15 protein-coding genes are annotated in these 16,353 nt (G+C 61.2%); 9 read left to right on the top strand and 6 right to left on the bottom strand.

The window, feature by feature from the left end; genetic code table 11:
• Nucleotide 1 precedes the first annotated feature (1 nt).
• From nuoK to nuoN, 4 genes are read left to right on the top strand one after another with little or no spacing between them, the layout of a single operon-like run.
• The gene (gene nuoK, locus J1G37_RS17575; protein WP_003174727.1) at nucleotides 2–310 is read left to right on the top strand and encodes an NADH-quinone oxidoreductase subunit NuoK; all 309 of its coding nucleotides are present in this window, start codon (nucleotides 2–4) and stop codon (nucleotides 308–310) included.
• On the top strand, nucleotides 307–2,160 hold the full coding sequence (gene nuoL / locus J1G37_RS17570) for an NADH-quinone oxidoreductase subunit L (protein ID WP_124527868.1): 1,854 nt from the start codon (nucleotides 307–309) through the stop codon (nucleotides 2,158–2,160). Before nuoK ends, nuoL begins: the two co-directional genes overlap by 4 nt.
• Nucleotides 2,161–2,209: 49 nt before the next feature.
• Nucleotides 2,210–3,742, top strand: coding sequence for an NADH-quinone oxidoreductase subunit M (gene nuoM / locus J1G37_RS17565; RefSeq protein ID WP_017737145.1), 1,533 nt, complete (start codon nucleotides 2,210–2,212; stop codon nucleotides 3,740–3,742).
• Nucleotides 3,743–3,749: 7 nt separating this feature from the next.
• Nucleotides 3,750–5,213 (top strand): NADH-quinone oxidoreductase subunit NuoN, encoded by a 1,464-nt coding sequence (gene nuoN, locus J1G37_RS17560; protein ID WP_017737144.1) that lies wholly within the window; start codon nucleotides 3,750–3,752, stop codon nucleotides 5,211–5,213.
• A gap of 397 nt (nucleotides 5,214–5,610) precedes the next feature.
• Here nuoN and J1G37_RS17555 read toward each other — a convergent pair whose 3' ends face one another.
• Complete coding sequence (locus J1G37_RS17555; RefSeq protein WP_207043770.1) at nucleotides 5,611–6,363, bottom strand: outer membrane beta-barrel protein; 753 nt, start codon at nucleotides 6,361–6,363, stop codon at nucleotides 5,611–5,613.
• Between the two features lie 133 nt (nucleotides 6,364–6,496).
• A complete protein-coding gene (locus J1G37_RS17550) occupies nucleotides 6,497–7,324 on the bottom strand; it encodes an arylamine N-acetyltransferase (protein ID WP_207043769.1) in 828 nt (275 codons plus the stop codon).
• 120 nt (nucleotides 7,325–7,444) lie between these two features.
• Between J1G37_RS17550 and J1G37_RS17545 the strand changes: the two genes are divergently transcribed.
• Nucleotides 7,445–7,681, top strand: a complete 237-nt coding sequence (locus J1G37_RS17545; protein WP_017737140.1) for a DUF6555 family protein — start codon at nucleotides 7,445–7,447, stop codon at nucleotides 7,679–7,681.
• Between the two features lie 78 nt (nucleotides 7,682–7,759).
• Complete coding sequence (locus J1G37_RS17540) at nucleotides 7,760–8,278, top strand: DUF3087 family protein (protein ID WP_207043768.1); 519 nt, start codon at nucleotides 7,760–7,762, stop codon at nucleotides 8,276–8,278.
• On the opposite strand, the gene J1G37_RS17535 is transcribed toward J1G37_RS17540, so the two are convergent.
• Together J1G37_RS17535 and J1G37_RS17530 are read right to left on the bottom strand one after the other, a co-directional pair.
• Nucleotides 8,275–9,402 (bottom strand): MFS transporter, encoded by a 1,128-nt coding sequence (locus tag J1G37_RS17535; protein WP_207043767.1) that lies wholly within the window; start codon nucleotides 9,400–9,402, stop codon nucleotides 8,275–8,277. The two genes, J1G37_RS17540 and J1G37_RS17535, sit on opposite strands and share 4 nt — an antisense overlap.
• A 57-nt stretch (nucleotides 9,403–9,459) precedes the next feature.
• The gene (locus tag J1G37_RS17530) at nucleotides 9,460–10,836 is read right to left on the bottom strand and encodes an MFS transporter (RefSeq protein WP_207043766.1); all 1,377 of its coding nucleotides are present in this window, start codon (nucleotides 10,834–10,836) and stop codon (nucleotides 9,460–9,462) included.
• Between the two features lie 197 nt (nucleotides 10,837–11,033).
• Between J1G37_RS17530 and J1G37_RS17525 the strand changes: the two genes are divergently transcribed.
• The gene (locus J1G37_RS17525; RefSeq protein WP_207043764.1) at nucleotides 11,034–11,768 is read left to right on the top strand and encodes a carbonic anhydrase; all 735 of its coding nucleotides are present in this window, start codon (nucleotides 11,034–11,036) and stop codon (nucleotides 11,766–11,768) included.
• Between the two features lies 1 nt (nucleotide 11,769).
• On the opposite strand, the gene J1G37_RS17520 is transcribed toward J1G37_RS17525, so the two are convergent.
• Complete coding sequence (locus J1G37_RS17520) at nucleotides 11,770–12,633, bottom strand: Dyp-type peroxidase (protein WP_207043762.1); 864 nt, start codon at nucleotides 12,631–12,633, stop codon at nucleotides 11,770–11,772.
• 127 nt (nucleotides 12,634–12,760) lie between these two features.
• On the opposite strand from J1G37_RS17520, the gene J1G37_RS17515 reads away from it, so the two are divergent.
• Together J1G37_RS17515 and J1G37_RS17510 are read left to right on the top strand one after the other, a co-directional pair.
• Nucleotides 12,761–14,377: an NADP-dependent glyceraldehyde-3-phosphate dehydrogenase gene (locus J1G37_RS17515; protein ID WP_207043760.1), complete on the top strand. Its 1,617-nt coding sequence runs from the start codon at nucleotides 12,761–12,763 to the stop codon at nucleotides 14,375–14,377.
• A 151-nt stretch (nucleotides 14,378–14,528) separates the two neighbouring features.
• A complete protein-coding gene (locus J1G37_RS17510) occupies nucleotides 14,529–15,590 on the top strand; it encodes an FUSC family protein (protein WP_207043758.1) in 1,062 nt (353 codons plus the stop codon).
• 124 nt (nucleotides 15,591–15,714) lie between these two features.
• Here J1G37_RS17510 and J1G37_RS17505 read toward each other — a convergent pair.
• The coding region (locus tag J1G37_RS17505) for a hypothetical protein (RefSeq protein ID WP_207043756.1) at nucleotides 15,715–16,353 on the bottom strand (639 nt) is incomplete at its 5' end.

The raw sequence follows: 16,353 nt of genomic DNA, 5'->3' as shown, positions 1-16,353 counted from the left end.
GATGCCTGCTATTCCTTTGGAGCATGGTCTGGCGGTCGCCGGCATCCTGTTCTGCCTTGGCCTGGTCGGCCTGATGGTCCGCCGTAACATTCTGTTCGTGTTGATGAGCCTGGAAATCATGATGAACGCCGCCGCATTGGCGTTCATCGTTGCCGGCGCACGTTGGGGCCAGCCGGATGGACAAGTCATGTTCATCCTGGTGATCAGCCTGGCAGCCGCCGAGGCCAGTATTGGCCTGGCGATCCTGCTGCAACTGTATCGTCGCTTCCACACGCTTGATATCGACGCTGCCAGTGAGATGCGCGGATGAACATGATCTTTCTGACTTTCGTATTCCCCCTGATCGGTTTCCTGCTGCTGTCGTTCTCTCGCGGGCGCTGGTCGGAAAACCTGTCGGCCCTGGTGGGCGTGGGCTCCATTGGCCTGTCGGCCATCGTGACCGCCTACGTCATCTGGCAATTCAACGTGGCGCCGCCGGAAGGTGGCCATTACACCCTGGTGCTGTGGCAGTGGATGTCGGTGGAGGGCTTCAAGCCCAACTTCGCTCTCTACGTCGACGGCCTGTCGATCACCATGCTCGGCGTGGTGGTGGGTGTGGGCTTCCTGATCCACCTGTTCGCGTCCTGGTACATGCGCGGTGAAGCCGGTTACTCGCGCTTCTTCTCGTACACCAACCTGTTTATCGCCAGCATGCTGTTCCTGGTACTGGGCGATAACCTGTTGTTCCTGTACTTCGGCTGGGAAGGCGTGGGCCTGTGCTCGTACCTGTTGATCGGTTTCTACTACAGCAACCGCAACAACGGTAACGCGGCACTCAAGGCCTTTATCGTCACCCGTATCGGCGACGTGTTCATGGCCATCGGCCTGTTCATCCTGTTCCAACAGGTGGGCACGCTGAACATCCAGGAACTGCTGGTGCTGGCGCCGCAGAAATTCCAGGTCGGCGACTTCTGGATCACCCTGGCGACCCTGATGCTGCTGGGCGGCGCCGTGGGTAAATCCGCGCAACTGCCGCTGCAAACCTGGCTGGCGGATGCGATGGCCGGCCCTACTCCTGTTTCGGCACTGATCCACGCCGCAACCATGGTAACCGCCGGTGTCTACCTGATCGCCCGTACCCACGGCCTGTTCACCCTGGCGCCGGACATCCTGCACCTGGTGGGCATCGTTGGCGGCGTGACCCTGGTCCTGGCCGGCTTCGCCGCGCTGGTACAGACCGATATCAAGCGTATCCTCGCCTACTCGACTATGAGCCAGATCGGCTATATGTTCCTGGCCCTGGGCGTTGGCGCCTGGGACGCGGCGATCTTCCACCTGATGACCCATGCCTTCTTCAAGGCCCTGCTGTTCCTTGCGTCCGGTGCGGTGATCGTTGCCTGCCACCACGAGCAGAACATCTTCAAGATGGGCGGCCTGTGGAAGAAACTGCCACTGGCCTACGCCAGCTTCATCGTCGGTGGTGCCGCCCTGGCCGCCCTGCCGTTGGTGACCGCCGGTTTCTACTCGAAGGACGAAATCCTCTGGGAAGCGTTCGCCAGCGGTAACCAGAACCTGCTGTACGCAGGCCTGGTGGGTGCGTTCATGACCTCGCTGTACACCTTCCGCCTGATCTTCATCACCTTCCACGGTGAAGCCAAGACCGAAGCGCACGCAGGCCACGGCATCTCCCACTGGCTGCCATTGTCGGTGCTGATCATCCTGTCGACGTTCGTCGGCGCCCTGATCACGCCACCCCTGGCCGGTGTCCTGCCAGAAAGCGCCGGCCATGCCGGTGGCGCTGCCAAGCACAGCCTGGAAATCGCCTCGGGCGCCATTGCCATCGCCGGTATCCTGTTGGCGGCCCTGCTGTTCCTCGGCAAGCGTCGCTTCGTGACCGCCGTGGCCAACAGTGGCATTGGCCGCTTCCTGTCAGCCTGGTGGTTCGCTGCCTGGGGCTTCGACTGGATCTACGACAAACTCTTCGTCAAGCCATACCTGGCCATCAGCCATGTACTGCGCAAAGACCCGCTCGACCAGACCATCGGTTTGATCCCGCGCGCCGCCAAGGCCGGTCACACCGCCCTGAGCCGCAGCGAGACTGGCCAGTTGCGTTGGTACGCTGCTTCCATGGCTGCCGGTGCGGTACTGGTGATCGGCGCCATCGTCGTGGTAGCGGTCTGACTATGAACTTTGCCAACTTTGCGAACTTGCGAAAGGAAACGAGCCTGTCATGATTCTGCCCTGGCTAATCCTGATCCCCTTTATCGGCGGCCTGCTCTGCTGGATGGGTGAACGCTTCGGCGCCACCCTCCCCCGCTGGATTGCGTTGCTGACCATGTCCCTGGAACTTGCGCTCGGCCTCTGGCTGTGGGCCCATGGCGACTATTCATTTGCTCCGGCACCGGGTGTCGATCCAACGTTCGCGCTTGAATTCAAGCACGTGTGGATCCAGCGCTTCGGCATCAACGTGCACCTGGCCCTCGACGGCCTGTCGCTGTTGATGATCCTGCTGACCGGCCTGCTGGGTATCCTCTCGGTACTCTGCTCCTGGAAAGAGATCCAGCGTCACGTGGGCTTCTTCCACCTGAACCTGATGTGGATCCTGGGCGGCGTTGTCGGCGTGTTCCTCGCCCTCGACCTGTTCATGTTCTTCTTCTTCTGGGAAATGATGCTGGTGCCGATGTACTTCCTCATCGCGCTCTGGGGTCACAGTTCTTCGGATGGCAAGAAAACCCGGATCTACGCGGCGACCAAGTTCTTCATCTTCACCCAGGCTTCCGGCCTGATCATGTTGGTGGCGATCCTGGGTCTGGTACTGGTCAACTTCAACACCACCGGCGTGATTACGTTCAACTACGCCGACCTGTTGAAAACCAAGATGTCCCTGACCACCGAGTACATCCTGATGCTGGGCTTCTTCATCGCGTTCGCGGTGAAGCTGCCGGTGGTGCCGTTCCACTCCTGGTTGCCTGATGCGCACGCCCAGGCGCCGACCGCGGGTTCCGTGGACCTCGCCGGTATCTTGCTGAAAACCGCCGCCTACGGCCTGCTGCGTTTCGCCCTGCCGCTGTTCCCGAATGCCTCGGCCGAGTTCGCGCCGATCGCCATGACCCTGGGTCTGATCGGGATCTTCTACGGTGCTTTCCTGGCCTTCGCCCAAACCGACATCAAGCGTCTGATTGCCTTCTCGTCCGTTTCCCACATGGGCTTCGTACTGATCGGCATCTACTCCGGCAGCCAACTGGCGCTGCAAGGCGCGGTGATCCAGATGTTGGCCCACGGTGTTTCCGCCGCTGCCCTGTTTATCCTGAGTGGCCAGTTGTACGAGCGCCTGCACACCCGTGACATGCGTGAAATGGGTGGCGTGTGGTCGCGCATCGCGTACCTGCCGGCGATCAGCCTGTTCTTCGCCGCCGCGTCCCTGGGCTTGCCGGGTACCGGCAACTTCATCGGCGAGTTCCTGATCCTGATGGGTGCCTTCGTGCAGACGCCATGGATCAGTGCCATTGCGACGTCCGGCCTGGTGTTCGGTTCGGTCTACTCGCTGATCATGATCCACCGCGCCTACTTCGGCCCGGCCAAGTCCGACACCGTCCTGCAAGGGATGGATGCTCGCGAACTGATCATGGTGCTCGGCCTTGCGGTATTGCTGATCTACATCGGCGTGTACCCGCAACCGTTCCTGGACACTTCTGCCGCGACGATGCATGGCGTGCAGCAGTGGTTCGGCACCGCCTTCTCTCAACTCGCTTCGGCCCGGTAAGAGCGCTATGGAATTCACGATCCAACACTTTATCGCGCTTGCGCCGCTGCTGATTACCAGCCTCACCGTTGTCGCGGTGATGCTGGCCATCGCCTGGCGCCGCAATCACTCGCAAACGTTCCTGCTGTCCTGCGCCGGTCTCAACCTGGCCCTGCTGTCGATCATCCCGGCCCTCAAGGTCGCGCCACTGGCGGTCACGCCATTGATGATGGTCGATGACTTTGCCCTGCTGTATATCGCGCTGATCCTGGTGGCCACACTGGCCTGCGTCACCCTCGCCCACGCCTACCTCGGCGAAGGCGGCACCGGCTACCCAGGCAACCGCGAAGAGTTGTACCTGCTGATCCTGCTGGCTGCGGCCGGTGGCATCGTGTTGGTCAGCGCACAGCACCTGGCGGGCCTGTTCATCGGCCTGGAACTGCTGTCGATCCCGACCTACGGCCTGGTGGCCTACGCCTTCTTCAACAAGCGCTCCCTGGAAGCCGGCATCAAGTACATGGTGCTGTCGGCTGCCGGTTCCGCGTTCCTGTTGTTCGGTATGGCCCTGCTCTACGCCGAAGCCGGTAGCCTGAGCTTCACCGGTATCGGCCACGCCCTGGCCGCCACCGGCATGCCTGCGCCGATTGCCCAACTGGGCCTGGCGATGATGTTGATCGGCCTGGCGTTCAAGCTGTCGCTGGTGCCGTTCCACTTGTGGACCCCGGACGTGTACGAAGGCGCCCCGGCGCCGGTGGCCGCGTTCCTGGCCACCGCGTCGAAAGTGGCTGTGTTTGCGGTGATGGTGCGTCTGTTCCAGATCTCCCCTGCTGCCAACACCGGCGTGTTGAGCGACGTACTGACCGTGATCGCCATTGCGTCGATCCTGTTCGGTAACCTGCTGGCCCTGACCCAGAACAACCTCAAGCGTCTGCTGGGTTACTCCTCCATCGCGCACTTCGGCTACCTGCTGATCGCCCTGGTGGCGAGCAAAGGCCTGGCCGTGGAAGCCATGGGCGTGTACCTGGTCACCTACGTGATCACCAGCCTGGGTGCATTCGGTGTGATCACGCTGATGTCCTCGCCGTTCAAAGGCCGTGACGCCGACGCCCTGTACGAGTATCGCGGCCTGTTCTGGCGCCGTCCGTACCTGACCGCCGTACTCACCGTGATGATGCTGTCCCTGGCCGGCATTCCACTGACTGCGGGCTTTATCGGCAAGTTCTACATCGTCGCCACCGGCGTTGAAGCCCACGAATGGTGGTTGGTTGCCTCCCTCGTGCTGGGTAGCGCCATCGGCGTGTTCTACTACTTGCGCGTGATGGTCACCCTGTACCTGATCGAGCCAAACCTGCGCCGTGTGGATGCCGAGCTGCATTGGGAACAGAAGGCAGGCGGCGTGATGCTGCTGGCCATCGCCCTGCTCGCGTTCTTCCTGGGTGTGTACCCACAACCGTTGCTCACTTTGGTGCAGCATGCGGTGTTGGGCGTTTGATCGTTTAAGTCGATGTGGTAAACAAAACGGCGCCTTCGGGCGCCGTTTTGCGTTTGTTGCGATGAGTAAATTCCACAAGGAATTCCTGTGGCGAGGGAGCTTGCTCCCGCTGGGGCGCGAAGCGGCCCCAAAAAGGTCACCGCGTTATCCCTGATAAATCTCAGTGTCCGGATTCGGGGCCGCTACGCAGCCCAACGGGAGCAAGCTCCCTCGCCACAACTATGTGCTCGAATCGTCACACCGCTCCCTGACATGTGACCGGATTCTTCTGACGAACGCGGTCAAAAATGTGGGAGCGGGCTTGCCCGCTAATGCGTAGTGTCAGTCACAGATGCTTCGACTGATCTACCGCTTTCGCGGGCAAGCCCGCTCCCACATGTGCTACTCGGTGCTGGCGTCAGAACGCGATACCGACCTTCACCCCATACTCATCCCGCTTGAGCTTGGTGTTATCCGCCACCTCGGAATCTTCATCCAGCTTGTACTCGGTGCGGGTGTAATACAGGCCCGCGACCACCGGCAGGTCGCCCTTCTGGTTCATCAACAGGCTGACTTCGGCGTAGGGGTTGGTGCGGTCCTTGAGGTCCACGGTATCGCTGCCCAGGCCGTCTACCTTGATCTTGGCCCGACCGTCGAGGGTGCGACGGGCGCCGGCTTCGACGCGCAGGGTCATGTCATCGAACTGATGGTTGTAGCCCAGCGCCGCCTTGGCAAATGGCGATTTGCTGGTGAGCTCCAGGTCTTCGTTGTTGGAGTCCAGCTCGTAGCGGGTCCAGCTGTAGCCGCCACCGGCAATCACATCGACCGAGTTGCGCGCATCCAGCGCGGCACGCCAGCCGAGGTCCAGGTCGGCCTGGCCGTCCTTGAGCTTGTTGTCGCTCTTTTTGCCGTACTTGGCGGTAACGCCCGCCTGGTAGATAAAGCCGGACTCAGCGGTGAGCTTGTTGCCGAAGTTATAGAACAGGCCCGCTTCGGGCATGTTGTCCTTGTCACTTTGGCTGCCGCCTTCGAGCTTGAAGTCGTTGTAGGCACCCAGGATACCGAAGGTGGAAATCGGCCCTGTCGGCGGTGCGGCGAACACCATGGCAGGCGCTGCGACTAGCGCAAATACCGAGGTGTTCTTGAGGAATTTTCCGAATAGCTTGGACATCGTTTTACAGCTCCTTGTCTGGTGAGCAAATTACTCCGGAACCGCTTCGAGCCTAAATGTAGGAAAAAGGTTCGCATTCATTTGCGCAGACAAAGAGGTAAAACGGTTCAGCGATGGCTCTATCTCGATATTTCTAGCTAGATGCCATTATCAAGCCATTAACTTTCTCAACCAACGACCCGTCCTCCGGCAAGCGAATCCCAAAGGTTTCCCTGAGCAGCGCCAGGAGTTCATCGGCCTGTTTAATCGTGTGTTTTTCACTGGGCCGATCCAGGTGGTGGACCGCATAGTGGGCGTTGTTCAACGTGTAGCGCTTGCCCGCCGCCAACCGCGCGACTTTCAACTGGCCGAGAAACGGCGAACCCGGATGCGTGGACACGTACCAGTTGCCAATCTCATAGTCGATATCCGCCTGCTCTTGCAGGTCGAACACATACAACCCACGCCACTCCCCGGCGACTTCCGCCCACAACGTGTAGCTGTCGTCCGCGTTGTGTGTCAGGCGATAGAATTCGTGAGCCGTCGCCTGATCCGCCTCGCTGTCCAACCGCAGCGGGCTGCTGGGCACCATGCCGCCAAAGCCGACGTCAGTGATGTAGCGCACCCCGTCCAGGGTCACCAGGCTCAAGCGATGGGTACGTGCCGTGCGTGCATCCGCCGGCCCGCCCATGACCACACGGCCAGTAATACCGCGCGCGTCAAAACCGAGCTCCTGCAACAGGGCCAGGAACATCTGGTTCAGCTCATAGCAATAACCCCCTCGCCCATCGAGCAGCACTTTGCGCTCGACACTGGCCAGGTCGATGGGTACTGGCAGGCGCAGCAAGGTCGACAGGCTTTCAAAGGCAAAGGTGCACACATGGCGCAGTTGCAGGTCACGCAGGGTTTGCAGGGTGGGTGCAGGCGGCGTGTCGTAGCCCAGGCGTTGCAGGTAAAGCTGGCGATGGGTCAGGTCGGGCATGGCGCAATCCTTGGGCACGGGGCGGAGGCGACACTATGCCGCGCCGATGTGCAGATTGTCATTTTGAATGAACCTTTTTGAACGCCACCCTATCCATTTATAACAACACAGGGAGGCAACATGAGTAGCGCAAAAATCTACACCATCAATTACCAACTACACGGTCAACCCAAGTCCTTTGTGGTACGCGCCGATGTGATGAACAACGCCGAGGCCTGGCACTGGGCGGCAGTGGACGCCGACATTGCCCACGTGAGCCGCATCGGCCGCGTCGGTCACGAGCAAGTGAAAAAGACCACCCGGCCCTGGGCCGAGAAATTCGGCGTCACCGAGGTGACGTGGACCGCGCCCAAGTAACCAAAAGCCCCGCCGAAGCGGGGCTCTTCATGTGCGATGTGCGAAGATGCGCGCCTACGCCACTGGAGACCGCCCCGGATGTTCGAGCTCAAACCCTGCGACCCTGTCACCTACCGCCGCCAAACCCGCCGCAGCACGCTGATCGTGGCGGTGCTGTTCCTCGCGCTGGCGATGTTGCTGTCGAGCCTGGCGGTGATGCTGTTCGGCGAGCCGGGCGGTGACAATTTCCGTTTCAACGTCGGCGGCGTATTTGCCGGCGTGCTGATCACCCTGGCCCTGGTGCGCGGCCCGTTCTGGACCCAGCCGTGGCTGGCGCCCGCGGTGTATGGCTGGCAGCTCAAGCGCAGCCTGATGAGCGTGACCAATGTGATGCACAAGGTCACGGAGGGCGTGCAGGCCAACGACCCGACGGCGCTCAAACTGCTGCGTTTCTACCACCTGGGGCTGACGCAGATGCATGCCCTTGACGCCAACTCCAGCGCCCAGGCGCAACTGCTCAGCGAGGTCGAGGCGCATAAAGCGAAAGTGCAGGCGCTGGGCATCGAGACCGAACAAACACGCCTTGATCCGGCTTGGCTGGAACACCTGCGCGGCTAAGCGAGCCTGCCGGCGCGCCAGCAGAACAACGCACTCACAGCAATCGCCGCGCCGGCCAAACCAAACACCAGCGGCGCCGACGCCACCGGCAGCAACAACCCCGCCAACAACGGCCCAAGGCCCGCGCCGATATCACGCCACACCGCATTCGAGGCCAGAGCCGACACGCGCATCGCACCGGGGTTGCGTTCGGCCACCAGGGTAGTCACCAGCGGCAGTTGCAGCGCGCGCAACACCAGCACCGCCGCCGCGCCGACGATCACCCAGTAGCTGGCAAACGCCGTCAGGGCCAGCGCACTCATGAACGAGAACAGCAGCAACATCGAGGTCGCGCCAAAGCGCTGGGCCGCGCGCCCCCCCAAAGGGCTCAGGAGCATTTCCGAGACATAGCGCAGCGCCATCAACCCGCCGGCGATCAACACCGCATCGCCGCCCAGGATCTTCTGCGCCTGGATCGACAGGCCAAAGATAAACAGCCCATCCAACGCCACGCCTTCGATAAACGACCACATCGCCACGCTGTCGGGCCACTTGAAGCGGCGCCCGCTGCTGTGCAGATCATGGCCCGCGACGGGCAAGCCACGCGCCACCCACAGGCCCACCAGGCAGCAACCGGCGAGGATCAGAAAGATCGGCCGCGGCCCGGCCCATAACGTCAGCCAACCACCCAGCGGCAGCGCGAGCATCGGCCCGAGGGCGATCACTGCCCGTGAACGTCCGGCCCGGCGTGCCGCACCGGCAGGTTCCGACGTCGCCAGCACTTGGGTCGACAGATTCAACGCGGCAAAACACAGGCCCCAGACCAACCGCAACCCCAGCAACGCGGCAAAGCCCGACAACATCGAGTTGCCCAAGGCACACAGCATCGCGGCGCCGGCGGCGATCATGCAGGTCAGGCGGTCGCCGTTGCGCGCGTAGAAATTCAGCACATGCCGGTAGCCGAAAATCCGCACCAGGCGGTTGGCCGCCAGCAATACCCCGGCCTGGGCCAGCGTGATGCCGAAGGCCTGGGACTCCATCGGCAGCAGCAGGTACAGCAACACATCGCTGGGCAGGCATAAAGCCAGGGTCAGCGCAGCGCGGCGGGATTGGGTGTCAGCAGTGCGTTGGGCCAGGGCGGTCATAAATCTGAAACATCCCGAAATATTCAGGTCGCCACGGTAGCCCTCCCCCCGCGTGTTTTACAACGGCCTGGCGGGCTTTTTTCCATAGGGCAGCAAACGCAACACGCTGGCCACGGCGCCCACCAACGCAAACACGCAGCCCAGCCACAACGCCGTTTGCGGGCCGCTGTCGACGAACAGGTGGAAACACAGCGCCACCAACGACGCCCCCAGCGTCTGCCCCAGCAACCGCGAAATCGCCACGATGCCACTGGCCCCACCGCTGCGGGCCAGCGGCGCGCTGGTCATGATGGCCTTGAGGTTGGGCGACTGGAAGAAACCAAAACCGGCGCCACACAAAGCCATGCGCCAGCCAATGTCCAAGGCCGACGCTTCATTGCCCAGGCTGGCCAGCGCCGCCATGCCCAGGCTCAGCATCAACAGGCCGATGCCGCACAGCGCGCCCAGCGACACGCGGTCCGCCAAGCGCCCCGCCACCAACGCCATCACCGCCACGACGGCCGGCCACGGCGTCATCAGAAAACCGGTTTCCACCTGGCTATGGCCCAGCACCGCCTGCAACAGGAACGGCAACGACACAAACGCCAGGCCCTGGGCACTGAACGCGCAAATCGCGGTGAGGGACGACAAGGCAAACACCGGCCGCTTGAACAGGTCCACCGCCAGCATCGGCGCCGGGTGACCGGCCTGTCGGCGCAGCAGCAAGGCGCCGCACACCAACGCCACCGCGATCAAGCCCAGGGTCAACGCACCCTGGGCTCCCTGCACCGCCGTGCCCAGGCCCAACACCAGCAGGGCGAACAATCCGGCACACAGCAAGGCCGCCAGCCGGTCAAACGCATGCCCGGTCATTGGCAGGGTCGGCAACGAGCGCAAGCCCAACGCCAGGGCCAACACGCCCAGTGGCACATTGATCAGGTACAGCCAGTGCCAAGTGGTGACCGCCAGGATCGCCGACGCCGCCGTCGGCCCAAGGGTAAACGCCAACCCCACCACCAGCGAGTTATAGCCCAGGCCACGCCCGAGCATGCGGGACGGATAGATATGCCGCAGCAACGCAGCGTTCACGCTCATGATCGCCGCCGCCCCGAGCCCCTGCACCACCCGCGCGGCGGTGAGGGTTTCCAGCGAACCGGCCAGCCCGCAGAACAGCGACGAGACGATAAACAGCAGCAACCCGCCGAGGTACACGCGGCGATGCCCCAACACCTCGCTCAGCGACGCAAACGGCAGCACCATGGCAATGATCGCCAGTTGATAGGCGTTGACCACCCAGATCACCGAGGCCGAGTCGGTACCAATGCCCTCGGCCAAGGTCGGCAACGCCGTGTTGACGATGGCCGTGTCCAGGGTCGCCATGCCGATCCCCAGGGAGATTGCGATCACGGCCGGCAGGCGTTTATTGAGGGGCAGCCCATCGGCAACTGAAGACATGAACAATCCGCACGGGTGACAAAGGTGTCTAGAGTACGGGCAGCGGCAATTTTTTTCAGCGGCTGATTGGCCAGCTGTCAATATCTTCATGTCCAATGCCGACGTTTACGCCTCAGTCAGAGGGCTCCTACAGTCTTGCGCAGCATTGTTTGCAACCTTGGCACTTCTCTGTTCCAACCACTACGAGAAGCCAATCGATGGACAACGCCCACCAACCCGTCCCACCCACCTTGATGAATGACCGCCGCAACTTTCTACGACTGGCCACCGCCGGCGCAGGGGCACTGCTCTTGGCGGGTGCATTGCCGCCTGCGCTGGCACATGAAGTGGCTGCTCCACCGGCTGTTACAAACCCACAACAAGCCCTGGCGCGGCTGCAGGAAGGCAACCGTCGATACGCCGCGGATGTCACAAAGCGCCGCGGCCTGATGGATGAACGCGCGGCGCTGGTCAACGGCCAGCGTCCGTTCGCAGCGGTGCTGGCCTGCGCCGATTCAAGGGTTGCCCCTGAGTACATGTTTGACACGGGCCTGGGCGAACTTTTTTCAGTCCGCGTCGCGGGCAACTTCGTCACCAATGACGGGCTCGCCAGCCTCGAATACGCCGCCGCGGTGCTGAACACCCCGCTGATCCTGGTACTGGGGCATGACAGCTGTGGCGCCGTCGCGGCCGGTGTCAAGGCTGTCACAGACAACGCCACGTTCCCCGGCAAGATCCAGGGCCTGGCGAATGCGTTCAAACCCTCGGTGAACAAGGTGTTGAAAGCACCCGGCAATCTCCTCGACAACGCGATTGCGCAAAATGTCCGGGACACCGTGGCGCGGCTCAAGCGCGAGTCCAGCCTGCTGACCGAGGCACTGGCCAAAGGCCAATTGAACATCGTCGGCGGCATTTACCGCCTACACAGTGGCGAGGTTGAATGGCTCGCTTAGATCAGCGCGTCAGCACACTCAGCTCCAGGCGCCCGTCCTTGACCGGTGGGCACCAGTAGTAGCCCCCCGTCAACGGCGTGCTGATGCGATACAAACCATCAACAATCCCATCCTCCAGCCCACTCATGCGGCGCAGCTGGGCTTCGAACGCATCGAAGGAATGCCCGAACGCGAGGAACATCAACCCAGCCTGACCATTCTCGGCCCACGGCATCGAGCGACGCACCACGAAGGCTTCCGGGGTGAAGCTTTCCTGGGCGGTGCGTTTGACGTGGGCGGATTCCGGGGCGTCGTCGAGTTCTTCGTTGTCGCCATGGCGACGGCCGATGATGTGGTCGCGCTCCTGCGCCGGCAAGGCGGCAAAGCCATCGAGGTCGTGCTGCCATTGCTGGATCGCGGCGAAGCTGGCGCCGCTGTCGGTCAGGGCAGCTTCAACGGCTGCGTCGTCGTGGGGGTTTTCGGTGCCGTCTTCGTAGTCGGTGAGGTCGAAGCCGGTCTTGTAGCGGAAGCCCTCGGTCATCTGCACCAGGCTGAACGCCGGGGCCAGGGCCTTTTCAAAGGTGCGGCTGCGCAACAGCAGTTCGCCACGGTCGACGCCGTGCAACCACACCCACAGCGCCTGTTGAGTGGACGGGTTGTGCGCACCCGGGCCGCTAACGGCAGGAAAGCTGCGCAAGCCGTCGATCTGTGCATCCAACGCGTTGACCAGCGGCTCACCAAAACCGACCACCACCTGCGCGTCTGCCAACTGCACCAGCGCATCCAGCGCAGCGGGCACGGCGGCCAATGAATCCACGGCGAAAAACAGATGGCGTGCCTGCAACGGCACCGGTGCGGCAAGAATGCCCGGCTGGTACTGACTCATGTGAACTCCTTCAAGAAAGCCGCGCAGTTTACCCGCAGGCGTACAAGAAAGCGCGCAAGCCTTGCCATAGAGCCCTGTGTTGGGTGACTCTCTAGTCATGTTTTGCAACTATTCCAGGAGTAGCGACATGACCACCAGCAACCTGCTCGACGAGCTGTTTCCCGCCACCGCCAACGATATTCCCGAGCAATACCGCCTGGCAGCGCCCATTGAACAGCGTGATTACCTGGTCGATGGCCAGTTGCAGGTCTGGAACGGCCCATTGGCCCAAGTGCAAAGCCCGGTGCAACTCGGTGAAAAGCGCGTGCATATCGGCAGCACGCCGCTACTGGACGCCGACACCGCCCTCACCGCCCTCGACGCCGCCGTGCGCGCCTACAACCGCGGCCAAGGCGAGTGGCCGACGATGCGCGTGGTCGACCGCATCAGGCATGTCGAAGCCTTTTTACGGCGCATGCGTGAACAGCGCGACGCCGTGGTCAAGTTGCTGATGTGGGAGATCGGCAAGAACCTCAAGGACTCGCAGAAAGAATTCGACCGTACCTGCGACTACATCACCGACACCATCAACGCCCTCAAGGAACTCGACCGCCGCTCCAGCCGCTTCGAGCTGGAGCAAGACACCCTCGGCCAGATCCGCCGCGTACCCCTGGGCGTCGCGCTGTGCATGGGCCCCTACAACTATCCGCTCAACGAAACCTTCACCACGCTGATCCCGGCGCTCATCATGGGCAACACGGTGGTGTTCAAACCCGCCAAGCTCGGCGTGCTGTTGATCCGCCCCTTGCTGGAAGCATTCCGTGACAGCTTCCCGGCCGGGGTGATCAACGTGATCTACGGCAGCGGCCGTGAGACAGTCAGCGCGCTGATGGCCAGCGGCAAGATCGACATCTTCGCGTTTATCGGCACCAACAAGGCCGCCAGCGACCTGAAAAAGCTGCACCCAAAACCACACCGTTTGCGCGCGGCCCTGGGTCTGGATGCGAAAAACCCCGGTATCGTGTTGCCCGAAGTGGACCTGGACAACGCCGTGAGCGAGGCGGTCACCGGCTCCTTGTCGTTCAACGGCCAGCGTTGCACCGCGTTGAAAATCCTCTTTGTGCATGAAGACGTGGTCGAACGCTTTATCGAGAAATTCAACCAGAAGCTGACCACCCTCAAACCCGGCATGCCGTGGGAAGACGGCGTGTCGCTGACGCCGCTGCCGGAAGCCGGCAAGGTCGATTACCTCAACGGCCTGGTGGCCGATGCCGCGCAACATGGCGCCCAGGTGGTGAACGCCCATGGCGGCGAAAGTCGCGGTTCGTTCTTCTACCCGGCGGTGTTGTACCCGGTGAACCCGCAGATGCGCGTGTACCACGAAGAACAGTTCGGCCCGGTGGTGCCGATCGTGCCTTACCGCGACCTGGAGACCGTGATCGACTACGTGCTGGACTCGGACTTCGGCCAGCAACTGAGTATTTTCGGCACCAACCCCGAGGCCGTCGGCAAGCTGGTGGACACCTTCGCCAACCAGGTCGGCCGCATCAATATCAATGCCCAGTGCCAGCGCGGGCCGGACACGTTCCCGTTCAACGGGCGCAAGAACTCGGCCGAGGGCACGCTGTCGGTGCATGACGCCTTGCGCGTGTTCTCGATCCGCACGTTGGTGGCGACCAAGTTCCAGGAGAGCAACAAGGCGCTGGTCAGCGATATCCTGAAAAACCGTGACTCAAGCTTTTTAACCACCGACTATATTTTCTGACACCACACCGTACAAAAATGTGGGAGCGGGCTTGCTCGCGAATGCGGTGGATCAGCCAGTACATCTGTCACTGATAGACCGCATTCGCGAGCAAGCCCGCTCCCACATTTGGACCGCGTTATTCCTGACTACCGAGGCCCCTTTACCACCGATGAACCTGCCCCTCTTCGCCCGGCGCCTGCTGCGCCCATTGCTCGACCCCTACCGCCGCTATCGCCACGCCAAACTGATCCACGCCGTGCGCGTGTCCATCGGCTTGCTGGCGACGATCCTGCTGACCACCGGCATCAACCTGCCCCACGGTGAATGGGCGTCGGTGACCATGCTCATCGTGATCGGCGGCTTGCAACACCACGGCAATATCGGCAAAAAGGCCGTGGAACGCGCCTACGGCACCTTGATCGGCGCCAGCGTCGGCTTGCTGCTGGTGCTGCAACAGGCCTGGCTCGGCCAGCCGCTGTTGACCTATCTGTTGATGTCGGTGGTGTGCGGGTTCTTTTCCTATCACGCCATCGGCAAGGGCGGGTACATCGCGCTGCTGTCGGCGATCACGGTGTTTATCGTCGCCGGGCACGGGGACAATCCCGTATCGGACGGCTTGTGGCGCACCGTGGATATCCTGATTGGGATTGTGCTGGCGTTGGCGTTCTCGTTCGCCCTGCCGCTGTATGCGGTGTATTCGTGGCGCTACAACCTGGCCAGTGCGTTGCGTGACTGTGCCGAGATTTATAGCCGGATTATCAGTGGGCGATCAGTCACCGATGATGAGCACTTCAAACTGCTGAATCGCCTGAACGCGGCGATGCTGCAATTGCGCTCGCTGATGCCGTCGGTGTCCAAGGAGGTGCGGATTTCCATGACGGAGTTGGACGCAATCCAGCGGCACTTGCGCCTTTGCATCAGCACCCTGGAGATTCTAGGCAACACGCGCCCTAATCCTCAGGATGAACAGGCCATGGCACGCATGCAGGTGATGTTGAAGGCCGAGAATAGGCAGATTCGCGTCCAATTGGTGGGCATGGCGCGGGCGTTGAAATCGGGGGTGACGGAGCGGTTGGAGCGCTCGGGCAATATCACGGGTAGTCAGTCCGCGCTGGATCCGCCGATTCAAATTGCACAGGATGGATATCGGATGTTGACGTTTCAATTATTGACCAATGTTGATGCAATGCGTGCGAGATTGGCGAAAACGTCTAAACACTGGCAGATTTGACTGACCATTGAAAAAACCGGAACAGATGCAAAACATCTATTCCGGTATAAACTTCAATCCAATGCGAACATAAGCCTTTACTGCACACCGCACCGGCTGAGTAGAGCAACCCAAAAGCTTACAATCACTTGCTTATTTGCCGAATCCTAATATCATCAAAATCATATGCCCCACCATCTTTTTGACTACCCAGATAAGTCAGTATCAAGTGCGTCCACCCACCATTCATAACAATAGTCTGTACAGAGTTATGCCATACATTGAGGGCCGTTATTGTGATGGATCTAGACTGATGATCTGGATAAAACAAGTAATAAACCTGCAACTGGCCAGCCGGCGGCAGCGCACTTGCCCGGTATCTAAAGCTGATTTCATAAGTGCCCGGCGGTTGCGTGCCATATGTTTTAGTCAACCCTCCTTGCCTCGTATACTTCCCAATCAACCTCCAGAAACTATTTCCGGCCTCACTTGTAATATAACCATCAGACCCCGTATTCGAATAGTTAACCCAGCCATTCAAGTTATTACCAGTGAACGGCGTGTAATCATCAAGAAAGACCCGCTGCTTAATCGTGTAGTTCGTTGAAGAAAATCCGACCGCATCTGCCCTATTTGTCCCCCCCCCAAAGTTTACTTCGGCAGTCACAGTGATCTGCGCATTATTGGCCAACGCCGTCAACCAACTGCGCAATACCGCCTTGTTCACCAACCCATTCGCCGCTTCCGTTGAAGTAATCAATGCACCACCGGCACCCAGTACGTC

This window comes from Pseudomonas sp. Marseille-Q1929 (assembly GCF_017316265.1).
GTDB lineage: Bacteria > Pseudomonadota > Gammaproteobacteria > Pseudomonadales > Pseudomonadaceae > Aquipseudomonas.
The sequence above is the reverse complement of the archived record's forward strand: the minus strand, read 5'-3'. Positions and strand labels throughout refer to the sequence as shown.

Coding starts and splice junctions, on each gene's coding strand:
- nuoK (WP_003174727.1), top strand. CDS start 2: ATGCCTGCTATTCCTTTGGAGCATGGTCTGGCGGTCGCCGGCATCCTG.
- nuoL (WP_124527868.1), top strand. CDS start 307: ATGAACATGATCTTTCTGACTTTCGTATTCCCCCTGATCGGTTTCCTG.
- nuoM (WP_017737145.1), top strand. CDS start 2,210: ATGATTCTGCCCTGGCTAATCCTGATCCCCTTTATCGGCGGCCTGCTC.
- nuoN (WP_017737144.1), top strand. CDS start 3,750: ATGGAATTCACGATCCAACACTTTATCGCGCTTGCGCCGCTGCTGATT.
- J1G37_RS17555 (WP_207043770.1), bottom strand. CDS start 6,363: ATGTCCAAGCTATTCGGAAAATTCCTCAAGAACACCTCGGTATTTGCG.
- J1G37_RS17550 (WP_207043769.1), bottom strand. CDS start 7,324: ATGCCCGACCTGACCCATCGCCAGCTTTACCTGCAACGCCTGGGCTAC.
- J1G37_RS17545 (WP_017737140.1), top strand. CDS start 7,445: ATGAGTAGCGCAAAAATCTACACCATCAATTACCAACTACACGGTCAA.
- J1G37_RS17540 (WP_207043768.1), top strand. CDS start 7,760: ATGTTCGAGCTCAAACCCTGCGACCCTGTCACCTACCGCCGCCAAACC.
- J1G37_RS17535 (WP_207043767.1), bottom strand. CDS start 9,402: ATGACCGCCCTGGCCCAACGCACTGCTGACACCCAATCCCGCCGCGCT.
- J1G37_RS17530 (WP_207043766.1), bottom strand. CDS start 10,836: ATGTCTTCAGTTGCCGATGGGCTGCCCCTCAATAAACGCCTGCCGGCC.
- J1G37_RS17525 (WP_207043764.1), top strand. CDS start 11,034: ATGGACAACGCCCACCAACCCGTCCCACCCACCTTGATGAATGACCGC.
- J1G37_RS17520 (WP_207043762.1), bottom strand. CDS start 12,633: ATGAGTCAGTACCAGCCGGGCATTCTTGCCGCACCGGTGCCGTTGCAG.
- J1G37_RS17515 (WP_207043760.1), top strand. CDS start 12,761: ATGACCACCAGCAACCTGCTCGACGAGCTGTTTCCCGCCACCGCCAAC.
- J1G37_RS17510 (WP_207043758.1), top strand. CDS start 14,529: ATGAACCTGCCCCTCTTCGCCCGGCGCCTGCTGCGCCCATTGCTCGAC.